Genomic DNA, 15,270 nt, shown 5'->3' with positions numbered 1-15,270 from the left:
GCGCTTTCGCACTCGACTTTCGATACGCGCGGCTTCGGGCAAACGACCGCTTGAACTGGTCGAGTTTTCATCTACAACTAATCTGGCACGTGTCCCGTCGGACAAGGCAGAGACAGGGAATATCAGGCGCTCTGCCGGTACCAGCACGAACCACGTGACAAGACGCCGTGAACGGGAGTCTTCATACCGAGAAGACGATGCGCAATTCTGCGGTGAAACTCATCGCGATCGTAGGCGCTGCGCTGCTCGCGCTGCCGGCAGCATCGGCGCCCGCGTTCGCGGCGGGATCGGCTACGCTCGCGCAGGTCAAGGCGCGCGGCGTCCTGCGATGCGGCGTCAGCGACGGCATCGCCGGCTTCTCTCAGCAGGATGCGTCCGGACACTGGTCCGGTATCGACGTGGATTTCTGCCGCGCGGTGGCCGCCGCAACGCTCGGCGATGCGAACAAGGTCGCCTTCGTCCCGCTCAGGACGTCGGCGCGCTTTCCGGCGCTCAGCACGGGCCGCATCGATCTGCTCGCGCGCAACACGACCTGGACGCTGCTGCGTGAAGGCACGCTCGGGGTTCAATTCGCGGGCGTGCTGTTTTACGACGCGCAGGCTTTCATGGTGTCGACGGCGAGCGGCATTCGCACGGTCGCGTCGCTCAAGGGCGCGACCGTCTGCGTTCAACGCGAGACCACCAGCCAGGACAATCTCGTCGGCTACTCGAATGCGAACGCGCTCGATCTGAAGCCGGTAGTACTCGGCTCGGCGGCGGAGCTGGAGCAGGCCTTCACCTCCGGGCGATGCCGCGCCATGACGGCCGATCTATCCCTGCTCGCCACGCTGCGCAGCCGCGCGCCCGGCGGTGCGTCGGCGCTGGCGATCCTGTCGGAGCGGATCTCGAAGCAGCCGCACGCGCCCGCCGTGCGCGGCGGCGATGACGCGTGGCTCGTCATCGTGCGCTGGGTGCTCTTTACGCTGATCACCGCAGAAGAACTCGACGTGACCCGCCAGAATCAGGCCGAACGCGTGACGAATCCGCTCGTTGCGCGCGCGCTCGTGCCGGACGCGAGCGTGTCCGCTACGCTGGGCATCGCCCCTGGCTGGACGCTGCGCGCGCTGAACAGCGCCGGCAACTACGGAGAAATGTTCGACCGCAATCTCGGCGCCGGCAGTCCGATCAAACTCGAGCGCGGCCTGAACCAGCTCTACCGGCGCGGCGGCCTGATGTACGCGCCGCCGATGCAATGACGCTTGCGCGGGCCCATCATGAGCGACTGGCAAATCTACCTCGTCGTCGGTGTGTTCTCGGTGGTCATCCTCGTGATCGCCTTCGATCTGATCGACATGGCCGTCGCCGCGCTCGTGGGCGCGAGCGTGCTGATCGCACTCGGCATCATCGACGAGCAGGATCTCGTCGCGACCGCGCGCACCGCGGCGGGGCCGATCAGCCTGCTGTTCGGCGGCATGATCGTCGCGCGAATACTGGCGACCACGGGCCTATTCGATGTCGTCGGCGACTACTATCTCAGGGCCACGGCGGGCAGCGGCAAGCGCTTCCTGCTCCTGCTGATCGTGATCGTCGCGCCGCTGTGCGCGTTGCTGCCCAATGCGACGACGGTAATCCTGCTCGCGCCGATCATCATTCGCGTCGCCCGCGCGCTCGACATCGACATCGTGCCGCCGATGATCCTGACCGCTCTGCTCAGCAATGCCGCCGGCCTGCTGACGCTCGTCGGCGACCCGGCGACCTTTCTCGTCGGCAGTTCGGTCGGCATGAGCTTCGGCGAGTATCTGCGGCGCGCCAGCCTCGGCGGGCTGCTGGCCATCGGCGTGGTGATTCCGCTCCTACCCGTTCTGATGCGCGACATCTGGCGAAGCGTCAGGCCGCTGCCGCCGCGCGTCGCGCGGGCCAGACTGAAGCGGCCGGTCTACGCCGCGCTGGCGGTCATGGTGCTCGCGCTCATGATGGTGCTGTTCGTGTTCGGCGAGGAGTTGCCCACGCGCATCGTGCCGCCCGTCGTCGCGGTGATCTCCAGCGCGCTCGCGCTGCTCGTCGCGTACGCGTTCAAGGTCGAGCCGACCGATCGCGTGCTGCGCGATGTCGACTGGAAGACCTTGCTCTTCCTGACCTGCATCTTCTGTCTCGTGCAGGGCATGGCGAAAACGGGCCTGCTGCAGGTCATGTCGCTCAAGCTGTACGAGGTGTTCGGCACACGCCTCACGCTCGTCGCGCTCGCGATGATCTGCGGGATCGGCCTGCTGTCCTCGCTGCTCGCGAATGTGCCGGTCGCGGCCGCGTCCATCGTCATGGTCAAGGGCTATCTCGTCACCGCGGAGTTCGTGCCGGAATCGGCCTTGTCGGACCAGTTCACGCAGTGGCCCGCGCAGGTCATTCCCGTCTTCATCGCCATGATGTACGGCGCGACGCTCGGGGGTAACGCGACGCTCGTCGGTTCAGCGGCGAATGTCGTGGCTGCGGGAATCTGCACGCAGGAAGGCGCGCCGATCAGCTTTGGCCGTTTCCTGCGCTATGGCCTTCCGGTGACACTGTGTCAGCTCGCGATCACGGCGGCGTACGTCGTCGTGCTTGCGCGCTTCATTCATTGAACGCTCCACGATACCGATCCATGCAAACCGATCACACGATCCGGTCACGACAGGTCCTCACCGGCGCCGTGCGCCGCTGGATGCGCCATCTGCCGATCGTCGCGATGTTCGGGAGCTATCGCGCCGGGTGGCTGAAGAACGACATCATCGCGGGCCTCGTGCTGACGACGATGCTCGTGCCAGTCGGTATCGCGTACGCGGAGGCGTCGGGTGTGCCCGGCGTATGCGGCCTGTACGCGACGATCGTCCGCTGCTCGCCTATGCGATCTTCGGCCCGAGCCGGATTCTCGTGCTCGGTCCCGACTCGGCGCTCGCAGCGCCCGTCCTCGCAATCGTCGTGATCAGCGCGGCGGGCGATCCCTCGCGCGCCATCGCCGTCGCGGGCATGATGGCGATCGTTTCGGGCGTCGTGTGCATCGTGTTCGGCATGCTCAAGCTCGGCTTCGTCACGGAGTTGCTGTCCAAGCCGATCCGTTATGGCTACATGAACGGCATCGCGCTGACCGTGCTGATCAGCCAGTTGCCCAAGCTCTTCGCGATTTCCATCGAGGACCGGGGGCCGCTGCGCGATCTGCTATAACTTGCCCGAGCCATCGCCGCCGGGCAATCCAACTGGACCAGCTTTGCCGTGGGCGCAGGCAGTCTCGCGCTCATTCTGCTGCTCAAGCGCTTCGACAAGGTGCCGGGCATTCTGATCGCGGTCGTGCTCGCGACCCTGTGCGTCATGGTGTTTCATCTCGAGCGCGACGGTGTGAAGGTGCTCGGGACGATTCCCCAGGGATTGCCCGCGTTGTCACTGCCGTGGGCGAGCGGCGCGGATATCGTCCGGATCGTGCTCGGCGGCTGCGCCGTGGCGCTGATCGCGTTCGCGGACACGAGCGTGCTGTCGCGCACCTTCGCGGCACGCGCGAACGTGCGCGTCGATCCGAATCAGGAAATGATCGGGCTGGGCATCGCGAATCTCGCGACCGGTCTTTTCCAGGGCTTTCCGATCAGCAGCAGTTCGTCGCGCACGCCGGTCGCCGAAGCGGCGGGCGCGCGCACGCAGGTGACGGGTATCGTCGGCGCGCTGGCCGTCGCGGCCGTGCTGCTCGCCGCGCCGAATCTTCTGCGGCATCTGCCCAACAGCGCGCTCGCGGCGGTCGTGATCGCAGCGGCGATCGGTCTCTTCGAGTTCAGCGATCTGAAGCGCATCTATCGCATTCAGCAGTGGGAGTTCTGGCTGTCCGTCTGCTGCTTCGTCGGCGTCGCCCTGTTCGGTGCGATACCCGGCATCTGCATCGCCGTGGTCCTCGCGATCATCGAGTTCCTGTGGGACGGCTGGCGTCCGCATTTCGCGGTGCTCGGGCGGGTGGAAGGGTTGCGCGGCTATCACGACCTGAAGCGCTACCCGAACGCGCGGCAGATTCCGGGACTGCTGCTGTTTCGCTGGGATGCGCCGCTCTTCTTCGCCAACGCCGAGTTGTTTCAGCGACGTGTGAGCGAAGCGATCGATCAGGCGCCGACGCCGGTGAAGCGTGTCCTCGTCACCGCCGAGCCCGTGACGAGCGTCGACGTGACGTCCGCCGACATGCTGTGCGAGCTGCATCGGGCGTTGGGAGAGCGCGGTATCGACCTGCATTTCGCCGAGATGATGAAAGACCCCGTCCGCGACAAGCTCAGACGCTTCGAGTTGACGTCGATCTTTCCCGATGAGCGCTTTCATCCCACCATCGGCAGCGCGGTCGACGCTTATCTCGACGCCGCGCGCCCGGATGACGGGACCGCTATCTGAGCGGTGTCGTATCCCTATCCCTGTGCCGATATCGCGCTCAGAAACGCTCGGGAACGTAGCGCAGCGGCCGGTCGCTCTCGCGATATCCCTCCGCCTTCTGACGCTCGGGCAGCTTCACCTTTTCCCGCGGCACCGCCTTGTACGGAATGTTCGCCAGCAAGTGGCTGATCAGGTTCAGACGCACAAGGTGTTTGTCGTCCGAACGCACGACGTACCACGGCGCGAGATCGGTGTCGGTGGCATCGAACATATCGTCGCGGGCGCGCGAATAGTCGTACCAACGGCTGTACGAGCGCAGATCCATCGGCGAGAGCTCCCAGATCTTGCGCTCGTCGTAGATGCGCTCTTCCAGTCGCCGCGTCTGTTCCTCCTGACCGACTTCGAGCCAGTATTTGAGCAGGATGATGCCCGAGTCTATGATCGCTCGCTCCACGAGCGGCACGCCCTTCAGGAAGGTGGTCGCCTGCTCGTCGGTGCAGAATCCCATCACGCGCTCGACGCCCGCGCGGTTGTACCAGCTTCGGTCAAAGAGCGTGATTTCGCCCGCCGCGGGCAGATGCGGCAGATACCGCTGCACATACATCTGCGTCTTCTCGCGTTCTGTGGGTGCGGGCAGCGCGATCACGCGGAAGATGCGCGGGCTCACGCGCTCGGTGATCGCCTTGATCGTGCCGCCCTTGCCCGCGCCGTCGCGCCCTTCGAACACGATACAGACCTTCGCGCCCGTATAAACGGCCCATTCCTACAGCTCCACAAGCTCGAGATGCAAGCGTGCAAGCTCCTTGTCGTACTGCTTGCGGCTCAGGCGCTCATGCACGCCCGCGCCTTCACGCACACCCCGCGATTCGCTGACAGCCTTTTCTTCTTTCAATGCCGGCTCCCCATGTGGTTCGATGCGCAGTCAGGTCTCACTGCGCTCGGGCATGACCGGCATCACGAGCGTGCGATTTTTCCAGAACATATTGTGGATGCGCGGCTGAAACGTGCGCAACACGTGCGGCTCGACCGAATCGAAACTCATGAACGCGGCCGGATGCTCACCGGTGCCGGCCACGCGCTGAATCGAATCGTACGGAGGAAATCCGTAATTGCAGAGAAACTGCCGGATTTCGTCGTCGGTTGTGGATTCTTCTACATTGCCTAGCTAGAGATCACCCATTGCGAAGTTCTCCGTTGAGATCGATGGTACTTCTATAGCCTAGTACACGAACCGCCGATCAGGTCGATCGATCGCGCTTTCCCGACCTGCGCTGCGCAAGCGGATTCAACGCGACCACAAAGATCACGATGCCGATGCCCAGCGCCCACATGCCGTAGCGGAATTCGGGCTTCACGTCGTCGAGCAGACCGTGCATCGTGAAATACAGGCCGCCGAGCCAGATGAACACACCGATCGAGGCAACCACCATGCGCGGCTCGTTCAGTCTCATCGATGCCTCCTGGATAGGTTGCGCGGAATAGCTCCAGTTTAGGACGTCTGTAGCGCGCCCGTATGTATCGGGCTTGGCGTGCGGCCATCGGTAAGCTACATTTTCTGCTTGTGACCGTGGGATCGGTCAACGGCTCCGCGCATGCAATGGCGCATCGGCGGAGCGGCCGAATGCAACGTACGACCAACCAGCCGTTCAACGTCCGGGCGCTGCGCCACATGCGAAAGCCGATCCTGTCTTCGAGCCGGTTGCGCATCTTTTCGATGCTCGTGCTGTTCGCCGTCACGCCTGCCATCGCTCACGCGCAAGGCGCGCCGGATCGCGCCGTGGTGGGAACCAACGTCAAGAACTACGCGAACGCCGTGCTCGCGATCATGTCGTACACGGCGGTGCCCGACGTCACGACGAGTTCGCTCTCCATCAACAGCGGCGCGACCGGCAATCCGGGCTTCGGCCAGACGCAGCTCGGCGGCGGGTTCACCCTCAGCAGGTCGTTTCCGCTCTATCTCGAAGGCACCGTCGCGTACAGCCGCTACGATCCGACCTTCATCGCGACCGACGGCACTCAGCAACGCCCGGTGCCGGCGAAGTGGAACACCGCGAGCACGACGGTCGGTATTGGCTGGGACATTCCGATCACCAATGAGCTGCGCCTGCGGCCGATCCTCAACGGCATGATCGGCCGTGTCGCGAGCGATCTGCGCGTCGCGCAGACCGTGTTCAACCACCTCGCTAACACCAATCTCCAGTTCCTCGAAGACGGCGCGCTCAACGCCTTCGGTCTCGGCGGCTCGCTGATGCTCGATCTGGAGCACTATCGCGAGCACTATGAGGTCGATGTCGAACTGCGCGCGACCGATATCTATTTACGCAGCTTCGGCAGTTCGTCGGATGCCGTGCAGGGTTCGGCGACGGCGCAGCAATTCAGCCTGTGGGCGCGCTGGCGTGCGCCGACGGGCTTCGCCGCGCTCGACCGGCCGGTGCGCTACGTGCTCGAAACCGCGTACTCGCATTACTTCGGCGACAGCGCGGGCGTGCTCGGCTTCAACGATCTGACCTCGCTCGGCGTGGGCCTCGAACTCGACAGCAGCCGATATCCCGTCGTCATCACGCGCACGCGCGCGATGGTGCGCTATGTGTTCGGGCACAACGTGCACGGCGTGTCGTTTGGGTTTGCCGTCAGCTTCTAGATCGCGGGTGCGTCACTGCTTCTCGATCCGCCACTCCGCTTCCCCCTTCTTGCACGCGGTCGGCGTCCACGACTGCGTCTGTCCCTTCGCGACGGCGACGAGCGTGACTTTGCGGCACGTCCCGCCGTCGCGCTTCACGGTGTCGCGCGGCGTGACCGTGCCTTCGATGTGCACTGTGTTACCGGTTCCGGCGTTGTTCCATTTGATTGTTTCGCCGTCCTTCTTCGTGTCGAGCGCTTCCTGAGCGGCGCGATTGAGCGCTTTGCGGTCGGCGGGCTTCATATAGCTGATCGGCGTGTCCTTGAGGAAGTTCAGGTTCGCAGCATGGGCGCATGTGCATGACAACAACAGTCCGGCAAGAACGCGACTAGGGAAACAACGTGGGTTCGCCTTCATGTCCGCCTCCGTTCATGGCACGTCGAGTCGATCTAATGAGATATTCATTCATTTCGTTATCCGCGCATAGCTCTCAATCACTTGCCGAGCCTTGGATGTTGCAACAAAATCCGGTTCGACGAGTGGCATCAGTTCGCGTTCGCCTCAGCGCTGACCGCTTCAAGAAGTGACCTCGGTTGACGCAAAGCCAGCACGTCGATGTCTTCAGTTCGGCCGGTCGAGACTGCAAGTTCCCGGCTTAGGTAATCCGATGCATAGTCAATGAACGCGCGGGTCTTGCGAGGCAAGTACTTCCGCGCAAGAAAGACAATGAAGATGTTCTTGTCGGGCGTCGCGATCGAATACTCCGGCAACAGGCGAATGAGTTTGCCGTCGTCCAGCTCGGTCTGCACCACGCCTTTAGGCACGATCGAGAACCCCATGCTCTGCAGCGTCACGAGACGAGCCAGGAACCAGTTATCGACCGAGTACGCCGGTGCGAGCGTGACTTCATCCACGGCGCCTTGACCGTGACCGAAATTCCACGTCTGACTGCGTAGCTCCTCTTGCAACCCGACCGACGACAGGCTGCGCAAATCTCCCGGGGCGGCAGGCAGGCCATGCTCGCGCAGAAAAGCCGGCGTGGCCACGGGGACGAACGCATTGACGCCAACCTTCTGCTTGACGACCGCAGTTTGATCCGCCAGCTCAGTGACAATGCCGACGTCAAAACCATTTTCGACGAAATGGACACGCCGCTCAGCGAGGGTCAGCCGTACCGTTACGTTCGGATAGAGCTCGCGGAACCCGTCGACGAGTTGACTCAAGGTGAACTGGGATAGCGCGGTCGATGCGACGACGCGCAACGCGCCGCTGGGTCCGTCTTCAGTTTTCGCGATCGTGGACTCCAGATTATCCAGTTCCTCCAGAAACGTGCGACATCCTTCGAGATAGCGCGCGCCAGCTTCGGTCACCGATACCTTGCGCGTCGTGCGATTGATCAAACGAGTTTTCAACCGTGCCTCGAGCGAGGCGATCGCGCGACTCACCAACGCGTTGGAAACCCGCAGTTCTCGCGCGGTGCAGTGGAAACTTTCCGTATCCGATACGCGCACAAAGATACGCATCGCCTGGATCTCGTTCATTTGATCGCCCTCAATGCGCAGAGTCGTCTTGCCTGCGTCCTGGGAAGTTTGCTGTGCATCGCGCGAAGCAACTGCGGACGAGGCCAGCTATCTCAATCTCTCCAACTAGATAATTGATTGTCCATTGTTTGTCATTAGTTTTTTGCCGGGCTTACACATTGTGTCGCTCACGAACCAGCATCAGCGGGATCTCGACAAGGCTGGCTACCCGATTGGAAACGCTGCCAAGATGGGCTCGCGCGCCGCCGCGCCTGCCGTGTGTCCCATCACGATGAGATCCGCACCGCAGCGCTCTGCTTCGCGCAATATGGCGCTCGCAATGTCGTCGGTGCCGGACTCGGTGGTGATCAGGCCGATCGAGACCCGTAAAGGCGTTATGTTGTGCAGGGGTTCAGGCACCTTGGCCGCGGCTGCGATCGCCGCGGTTCCCTCCTTGACCAACGTTAGCTCGAGCGGTGTCGTCGGCATCAATCCGCCGGGACATATCGCGCGGTCGACGACATAGACCACGCGTATCTGCGTGTCCGCAGCTGCGAGCTTCGCCCCTACGCCCACTGCCGCAAGCGACGTTGCGCTGCCATCGACGGCGAAGAGCATGCGCTGCACGCCTTCGTCGTAGGTACTTTCGTATCCGGCGGGCACGACGATCAATGCGCAAGTCGCGAATTGGCTGAGCCGATCCATAACTGATGGATCGAATCACCTCACCAATCCGTGATGTTGCCGGATACCGAGGATCAGCAGGCCCGCGCGATCCTCGCCCGCCTCGGCTGCAAGTTCATGGACGACGCTATCGCCTTCCTCCGCGAGATCGATTTCACGACTTCGGACTGCAGCGACCGACTCCGCGAGCACGGTGCTCGCCACCGTGATCGCGCGTTGCGCGCTGGCTCGCGAGTTCAGTCGTGGACGCATCAAGCTCGAGCCACCACGAGCGCTGTTTCTCGCCGGTCCCGATCTCCACGCGACGCATGGGATCGCCCTCCGTGACCATGCCAAGCAGCCTGCCGGACCCTTCGATCATAGGCATCCGGCTGATGCCGGCGAACACCATCCATCTGAATGGCCGCTCTGGCACCGAAGACGTGACGCTGCGCAGTCACTTTCGAACGACCCCTATTTGAGAGGAATGCTCGCTCGAACGTCTGCGGTGAGCTTCCGGCAAATGACCGTAGATGGCCGGGTTGAGGCAGTGCCACCGGCAATTTGATCGCCGGAAACCGGCCATTGAGCGGGGGCGGACGTGACCTTGGATATTTAAATTGGACGGCGACCTCGATCGGCGGCTCGTGGCCGCTTGCCGAAGTTGCAGGCAGGGGCGCGTGGCGCCTGAGGCGACCCGCCTCGAACTCCCGCACCCGAACCACAAGGGACAGTCGGCTTTCTCTAGAGCAGTCATTCGGTTCTGGCTTGGGTCTCGAGCCATCGTGTCTTCACGCGCGTTGGTCGCCCCTTAATTAGGTCGTGGAATGCGTCCATCGCACGCCCGGAATACGCGAGCGCCGGCCGCCACTTCCGGTGAAATCGGGAGTTCGGCAGTGTTTCCTTGACGATCAACGCTTTTTGAAGTCGCCCAGTGCCGGATCAACACGGCATCCTCTCCACTGAGTTGAGACAGATTTTATATACCCTGTCGTCTGCCAACGACTTAATCGCATCAATCCCCGCCGTCATTCGCGCCCGTGCTGCGGAGTTCGCAGAATGGACGACAATTCTCGGCGCTTGAACCCCCGAAGCGCAACAGCCTCCTCCATCCAGACAATCACATCGTAGCCCGTCCCGCGCTCGTCATTACCTAGATCGTGGTCAAGACCGATCTCTTCTACAATCCCCGCTTCGAGAAGACGGATGGCCTCGTCGGGCCAGTACACCCTAATCCAGCCTGGCGGTGTCTCTCTGAGATCGTCGAGATAAGCTTTCAATCGTCCCCCGAGATGGCCGATCGTGTCCTCTACAAAGTCACTGCTTCCGCTGTGGACTATTCCTGGCGACAGCGCGGCTCCCACAAAGGCCATCTACGTGACGCAGGTACTCAGGCGATTTCAGAGTGCTTCTCGTCACCGATTTCGCCGTCGATCGGCGCTGACAGCTCTTCATTTACGCGCAGCCCACCCTCGGTCATGTTTGCAGACCGATAAGCGCATGGTATTTGCCTTTCGACTCGAAGTACCACAGTTTTGAATGTAGGAACTTTTCGTCGTGGCGATCACGTTGACGCCCCAACTCTACCAGCAGATCTACTGCAGCTTGTTGCACTTCGGTCTTCCTCTTGTCCTTTCTTGGGCGATTCGAATAAACGGTGACTGCACGCCGCGCGCTTACTGCCGCGGCGATCGAGTCTTTCAGCAATCCGACACCTTCGAGCTTGATCCAGGCCGAACAGATAACAACTGCGGTCGGCGTCAGAAAGCAGCTTCTCGATCGTTGCCAGGTGATTCCGTTCGTGCTTTTTCGGTACGTTATAGAGAAGTGGCTGGCACGGCAAGACCTTGATTAAGAGTGACAGGGCGGAAGCTTACAGCAACGCCGCATGAACCCGAACTCAGACAGAGGCCCCTTTCGCAGATCGAGACGGCTTTCCGGTGAAACATGTAGCGGTCCGGTCGAGTGAGATATTCGACGGTGTTGGCTTGCGGCACTCCCCCGGTGCTTCGAGATTGCCCCTGGCTAACATCAGTGCTTTGCGGGAATGCGTTTTCGGCGCCGTCCGGCTTGGAGGCCACCCCTTGCCGACGAGGACGCTTCGACCACCAGCGCGATGGAAAGGTGTGCCCGAGTTGTCGCAGGCCTTTCCTTGAGGAGCGCACGAGTTCAAGCGCTGTGGTGCTCCGACGAAGCGGCCCACAAATAACGCTGTGTCCGATGCGCACTTCGTCTGCAGTCGACCGCGTTAAACGCGCAACGCAAGCGTGGGTAGTCGATCGGTTGACGTTTCGCATGCTCTCGTCGAACGGCCGTTCCCTGGCCGGGTGGACTAAACGCTCGCGCGGTAGGGGCTACGGTCCGACGCTGGTGGTCAGGGAGAGGCCGGTCACCCGGCTTTATGTTGGCGAATGAGGCAATCCGCCCTCGTTCTTCAACAGGAGCCGAATCATGACCTCCTTACCGACAAACGCCAGCCACTGCGCCAGCGCATGATCGACGATATGCGCATGCGCCAGCTTGCCCCCAAGACGCAGGACATCTACCTGCACATCGTGCGTGAGTTCGCCCGTTTTCTCGGCGCTCGCCTGACACGGCCACCGTCGAGGACCTGCGCCGCTACCAGCTCTATCTGGTCGACCACGGCACATCGGCCGTGTCGCTGAACCACTGCGATCACCGGCCTGAAGTTCTTCTTCAAAGTCACGCTCGACCGCCCGAGCTGATGGTCAGGATGCAACCGGTGCGCGTGCCCCGCATATTGCCCGTCGTGCTCAGCCCCGACGAAGTGCGGCGGCTCATCGAGGCCGCCGGTAACCTGAAGCACAACCGCGCTGTCGGTCGCGTACGGCGCGGGGCTACGCGCCAGCGAAGTGGTGGCGCTGAAGGTCACCGACGTCGACAGCGAGCGCATGACACTTGCGTATCGAGGCAGGGCAAGGGCCGCCGTGACCGCTACGCGATGCTCTCGCCGGTGCTGCTCGAACGTCTGCGTGTGTGGTGGCGCGTGGCCCGTGCGCAGGGCAAGATGCTCGATGGTGGGTGGCTGTTTCCCGGACTCGATCCGCTCGATCAGTTAAGCACGCGACAGTTCAACCGTGCCATTCATGCCGCGCCGAGACTGCGAACATCGACAAACGTGTGTCCATGCACACGCTACGCCATAGCTTTGCGACACATCTCCTCGAACAGAAGGTGGATATCCGCGTGATCCAGGTGCTTGCTCGGCCATGCAAAGCTCGAGAACACCGCGCTCTACGTCCAGGTGGCCACCGACCTGGCTGCACGAGGTCACCAGTCCGCTGGACCGTCTGCCTCAGAGTAGACCCGCGGGCTGTAACGCCTCCATGCTGGAGGTTGCGGACATCTTCCGCAGCCACGGGCCAGCGTGCGAGCCACGACACACTTGAGCCTGGGGCAGCTGAAGGTCATGTCGGCCATCGAACGGTGCCGCACGGCGGCACTGGGCGGACATGTGCTGCGCTGTTCAGGCTGCACAAGGACGCGAGGTGTCCTTCAACTCGTGCCGAGACCGGCATTGCCCGAAGTGCCAGGCCAGCGCCGCACAGCCGCTGGCTAGAGGCGCGTCAGGCCGATCTGCTACCCGTCGAGTACTTCCACGTCGTCTTCACGCTGCCGCGCAAATCAGCGCGATCGCCTGGTACAACAAGCGGGTCATCTACGGGCTGCTGTTCGACATCGCCGCCGACACGCTGCGCACGATCGCCGAGGATCCCAGGCATCTCGGCGCCCAGATCGGCGCCACGCTCGTACTGCACACTTGGGGATCGGCGCTCACGCATCACCCGCATGTGCACGGCATCGTCCCCCGTGGCGGGCTGTCGCCTGACGGTGAACGCTGGATCGCCTGCCGGCCCGGCTACTTCCTGCCCGGTGCGCGTCCTCTCACGCCTGTTCCGACGCCGCTTCCTCGAGGCACTCCAGTCGGTTCACCACCGTGGCGACCTGCAGTTCTTCGGCGAGTACACCGGGCTCGCCGACCCCGCCACCTTTGCCCGATGGCTTGCGCCCCTTACGTACTTGCGAATGGGTGGTCTACGCCAAAGCGCCCGTTCGCCGGACGAGAGGCGGTGCTCGAGTACCTCTCACGCTACACGCACCGCGTCGCCATCTCCAACCAGCGCCTTGGTCGCCGTCGATGAGCGTGGCGTGACGTTCCGCTGGAAAGGACTACCGTGCGAAGGGACGCACCCGCTTACAAGACCATGACCTCGAAACCGGCGAATTCATGCGCCGCTTCCTGCTCCATGTGCTGCCGGTGGTTTTCCATCGATCCGCCACTTCGGCTGCTCGCCACCCGGTGCGCCGCGGCCAATCTCGCAAGGTGCGCGAACTGCTGGCAGTCGAACCCGAGATCAGCCCGTCGCCGGACGACGCCATCATCGAAACCCGCCCCGTCTTCATCTGTCGGCACTGCGGCGCACCGATGGTCTCATCGAAATCCTCGCGGCGCAGCGCCCCGATCCGCGCACCGCCAATGCGCCGGGATCCGACATGAACCCCACGGTTCCTCGACCCTGCCTGTGAACGTTGGCTCCGCGGCAACGCGGCCCAAGGATGGGAGCTGCGCGTGGTCGGCTACTTCGAAGCGCTTTGCCCGCGCGCCTCATCATCGCGAATGGCCACGACTAAACCACTTCGCTACGGGCGTCAGCGTCCCTCCGCACCCCGCCTGAGCGTGCCGGCATCCCGGCACCACTGACCATTCCGGTCTATCAATCGCCATAGGCGCGAACCCTCCAACCGCAGTGGGGCACTCCGCGTTTCCTCCATCGGCTTATTCGACGGCCTGCCGACATGCCGCGGCGGCACGCACATTTTCTGCGGCCGATGGCAGGCATCGAATAAACCTTAACGAACTCGGCCGGCAGCTCTTACCACCGTTTGATTTCCCTCACCGCAAATGCACTTCCGGCACCAACAGTGCGGGCGAGCAAAAAAAAGTCGATTTACGACCATCATGCCTTTGCCGCTGTACGTTCCACGTCAGCGTCCGCTTCCCCCACGCCGCAAGAAACGCCTCCACTTTCTCCTCAATTCCACTTTCAACTGTCCGCAGCCGCAGGATCGCAAGCCCGCTCTTCGCCAGGATGCTATTTTTCAAGGCATCTCGCGCCGCTTGCTCAGCTGTGTTATGGGAGGCGCCATCGACTTCGATCACTCTCAGCGGGGTTTTCCCCACTTTGAAATACAGCACGAAGTCGCAACTGCGCGCGTTGCGCATGGTATGCCCCGTTCTCTCCGCCGTCAGCGCCGGGTTTAGTAGGCGAGCGCGACCTGGTTCAGCAGACTGCCGTGTGAAAGGTGATGGCCTGGCGTGACGGGTCGGTAAAGCGCTTTCACGGAAGGCAGGCTGTAGCCACGATTCTGCCTCGATTTGTAATTCGGAATCTTCGCGCCGTAAACCTGGCGTTCAAGCCCAGCATTCAGGGACCTGGTTCGTTATTCACCATATAACAGAAGAGGCTCGAAGGCCGACAACGACGGCGAGCACGTGAGTTTAATCTGCTTGTCCTCTGCGTCGGTATTCGACGATAGCGCATCAAGGCGGCCAATCGGGCCGTTATTCGCCGGTGAAGACTTCATCGCCCGTCACCGCCGTGAATCGATCCGTTTTTGGCGCGTGACACCGCCACATTGACGATACGGGGGTCATCCACGAAATCCATCGCTCGCGGTTGTCACGCTTCCTGTCCCAATACAGTGGAGAATACGATCTCGTCGCATTCCCTGCCTTGGAATTTGTGGACGGTGTCCCTGACGAAATCTGCGGGCAAATTCTTATCGGAGAGCGCGGACCTGCGCCCGGAATGGGGCAATGAAGCCACGGCCGTCGCCTTCCAGCATGACAGGCTCGTCCTCATCGTCGAGCACCTTGCGCAATGAATCCAGTTCCCTGAGATTGGTGTTGTTGCGCGCGTGGTTGCCTTGGCGGTCACCACCAGTCGCAGCGGGTTTCGCCGTTGTCCCGGGTCATCGGAATCAAGGCGTTGTCATAGAACTGCTGGTTGCAGAACTGGATGATCCTGGGATGGCAGCGGTAGTGCTCTTTAAGCAGAGTCCTCGGCAACGCATCCCCAAATACGCTGGTGCACGAAT

10 protein-coding genes and 7 pseudogenes are annotated in these 15,270 nt (G+C 62.4%); 7 read left to right on the top strand and 10 right to left on the bottom strand.

Annotated elements, in window-relative coordinates; all coding sequences use genetic code 11:
- The first annotated feature begins 197 nt into the window (after positions 1–197).
- The 3 genes and pseudogenes from NK8_RS41285 to NK8_RS41275 all read left to right on the top strand — a co-directional run bounded on the left by NK8_RS41285 (position 198) and on the right by NK8_RS41275 (position 4,368).
- Positions 198–1,235, top strand: a complete 1,038-nt coding sequence (locus NK8_RS41285; protein ID WP_213233799.1) for an amino acid ABC transporter substrate-binding protein — start codon at positions 198–200, stop codon at positions 1,233–1,235.
- Positions 1,236–1,253: 18 nt separating this feature from the next.
- Positions 1,254–2,594, top strand: coding sequence for an SLC13 family permease (locus NK8_RS41280; RefSeq protein ID WP_213233798.1), 1,341 nt, complete (start codon positions 1,254–1,256; stop codon positions 2,592–2,594).
- Positions 2,595–2,614: 20 nt separating this feature from the next.
- Positions 2,615–4,368 (top strand): annotated as a pseudogene (locus NK8_RS41275) (SulP family inorganic anion transporter).
- Positions 4,369–4,405: 37 nt separating this feature from the next.
- Here NK8_RS41275 and ppk2 read toward each other — a convergent pair.
- The 3 genes and pseudogenes from ppk2 to NK8_RS41260 all read right to left on the bottom strand — a co-directional run bounded on the left by ppk2 (position 4,406) and on the right by NK8_RS41260 (position 5,798).
- Positions 4,406–5,203: pseudogene (gene ppk2, locus NK8_RS41270) on the bottom strand (polyphosphate kinase 2).
- Between the two features lie 66 nt (positions 5,204–5,269).
- Complete coding sequence (locus NK8_RS41265) at positions 5,270–5,422, bottom strand: hypothetical protein (protein WP_367657834.1); 153 nt, start codon at positions 5,420–5,422, stop codon at positions 5,270–5,272.
- Positions 5,423–5,585: 163 nt separating this feature from the next.
- Positions 5,586–5,798, bottom strand: a complete 213-nt coding sequence (locus NK8_RS41260; protein ID WP_225936601.1) for a DUF2964 family protein — start codon at positions 5,796–5,798, stop codon at positions 5,586–5,588.
- Between the two features lie 170 nt (positions 5,799–5,968).
- Here NK8_RS41260 and NK8_RS41255 point away from each other — a divergent pair, with 170 nt between their 5' ends.
- A complete protein-coding gene (locus NK8_RS41255; RefSeq protein ID WP_213233797.1) occupies positions 5,969–6,988 on the top strand; it encodes a hypothetical protein in 1,020 nt (339 codons plus the stop codon).
- 12 nt (positions 6,989–7,000) lie between these two features.
- Here the strand turns inward: NK8_RS41255 and NK8_RS41250 are convergent, their stop codons facing one another.
- From NK8_RS41250 to NK8_RS41230, 5 genes and pseudogenes are all read right to left on the bottom strand, one after another.
- The gene (locus NK8_RS41250; protein ID WP_367657833.1) at positions 7,001–7,333 is read right to left on the bottom strand and encodes an RT0821/Lpp0805 family surface protein; all 333 of its coding nucleotides are present in this window, start codon (positions 7,331–7,333) and stop codon (positions 7,001–7,003) included.
- A gap of 179 nt (positions 7,334–7,512) precedes the next feature.
- Positions 7,513–8,508 carry a LysR family transcriptional regulator gene (locus NK8_RS41245; RefSeq protein WP_213233795.1) on the bottom strand — a complete coding sequence of 332 codons (996 nt, stop codon included), beginning with the start codon at positions 8,506–8,508 and terminating at the stop codon, positions 7,513–7,515.
- 151 nt (positions 8,509–8,659) lie between these two features.
- Positions 8,660–9,105, bottom strand: a pseudogene (locus NK8_RS41240) (universal stress protein).
- A gap of 102 nt (positions 9,106–9,207) precedes the next feature.
- Positions 9,208–9,423: a hypothetical protein gene (locus NK8_RS41235; RefSeq protein ID WP_213233793.1), complete on the bottom strand. Its 216-nt coding sequence runs from the start codon at positions 9,421–9,423 to the stop codon at positions 9,208–9,210.
- Between the two features lie 669 nt (positions 9,424–10,092).
- Positions 10,093–10,430 (bottom strand): annotated as a pseudogene (locus tag NK8_RS41230) (cyclic-phosphate processing receiver domain-containing protein).
- A 1,131-nt stretch (positions 10,431–11,561) separates the two neighbouring features.
- On the opposite strand from NK8_RS41230, the pseudogene NK8_RS43935 reads away from it, so the two are divergent.
- Positions 11,562–11,687: pseudogene (locus NK8_RS43935) on the top strand (hypothetical protein); the annotation flags it as partial.
- Positions 11,688–11,692: 5 nt separating this feature from the next.
- Here the strand turns inward: NK8_RS43935 and NK8_RS43930 are convergent.
- Complete coding sequence (locus NK8_RS43930) at positions 11,693–12,064, bottom strand: hypothetical protein (RefSeq protein WP_225936724.1); 372 nt, start codon at positions 12,062–12,064, stop codon at positions 11,693–11,695.
- Positions 12,065–12,147: 83 nt separating this feature from the next.
- On the opposite strand from NK8_RS43930, the pseudogene NK8_RS43925 reads away from it, so the two are divergent.
- Positions 12,148–12,312, top strand: a pseudogene (locus NK8_RS43925) (hypothetical protein); the annotation flags it as partial.
- 185 nt (positions 12,313–12,497) lie between these two features.
- Positions 12,498–13,444, top strand: a pseudogene (locus NK8_RS41220) (IS91 family transposase); the annotation flags it as partial.
- Positions 13,445–14,065: 621 nt separating this feature from the next.
- On the opposite strand, the gene NK8_RS41215 reads toward NK8_RS41220, so the two are convergent.
- A complete protein-coding gene (locus NK8_RS41215) occupies positions 14,066–14,395 on the bottom strand; it encodes a DUF2726 domain-containing protein (protein WP_213234718.1) in 330 nt (109 codons plus the stop codon).
- Between the last annotated feature and the right edge of the window lie 875 nt (positions 14,396–15,270).

This window comes from Caballeronia sp. NK8 (genome assembly GCF_018408855.1).
GTDB lineage: Bacteria > Pseudomonadota > Gammaproteobacteria > Burkholderiales > Burkholderiaceae > Caballeronia.
The sequence above is the reverse complement of the archived record's forward strand: the minus strand, read 5'-3'. Positions and strand labels throughout refer to the sequence as shown.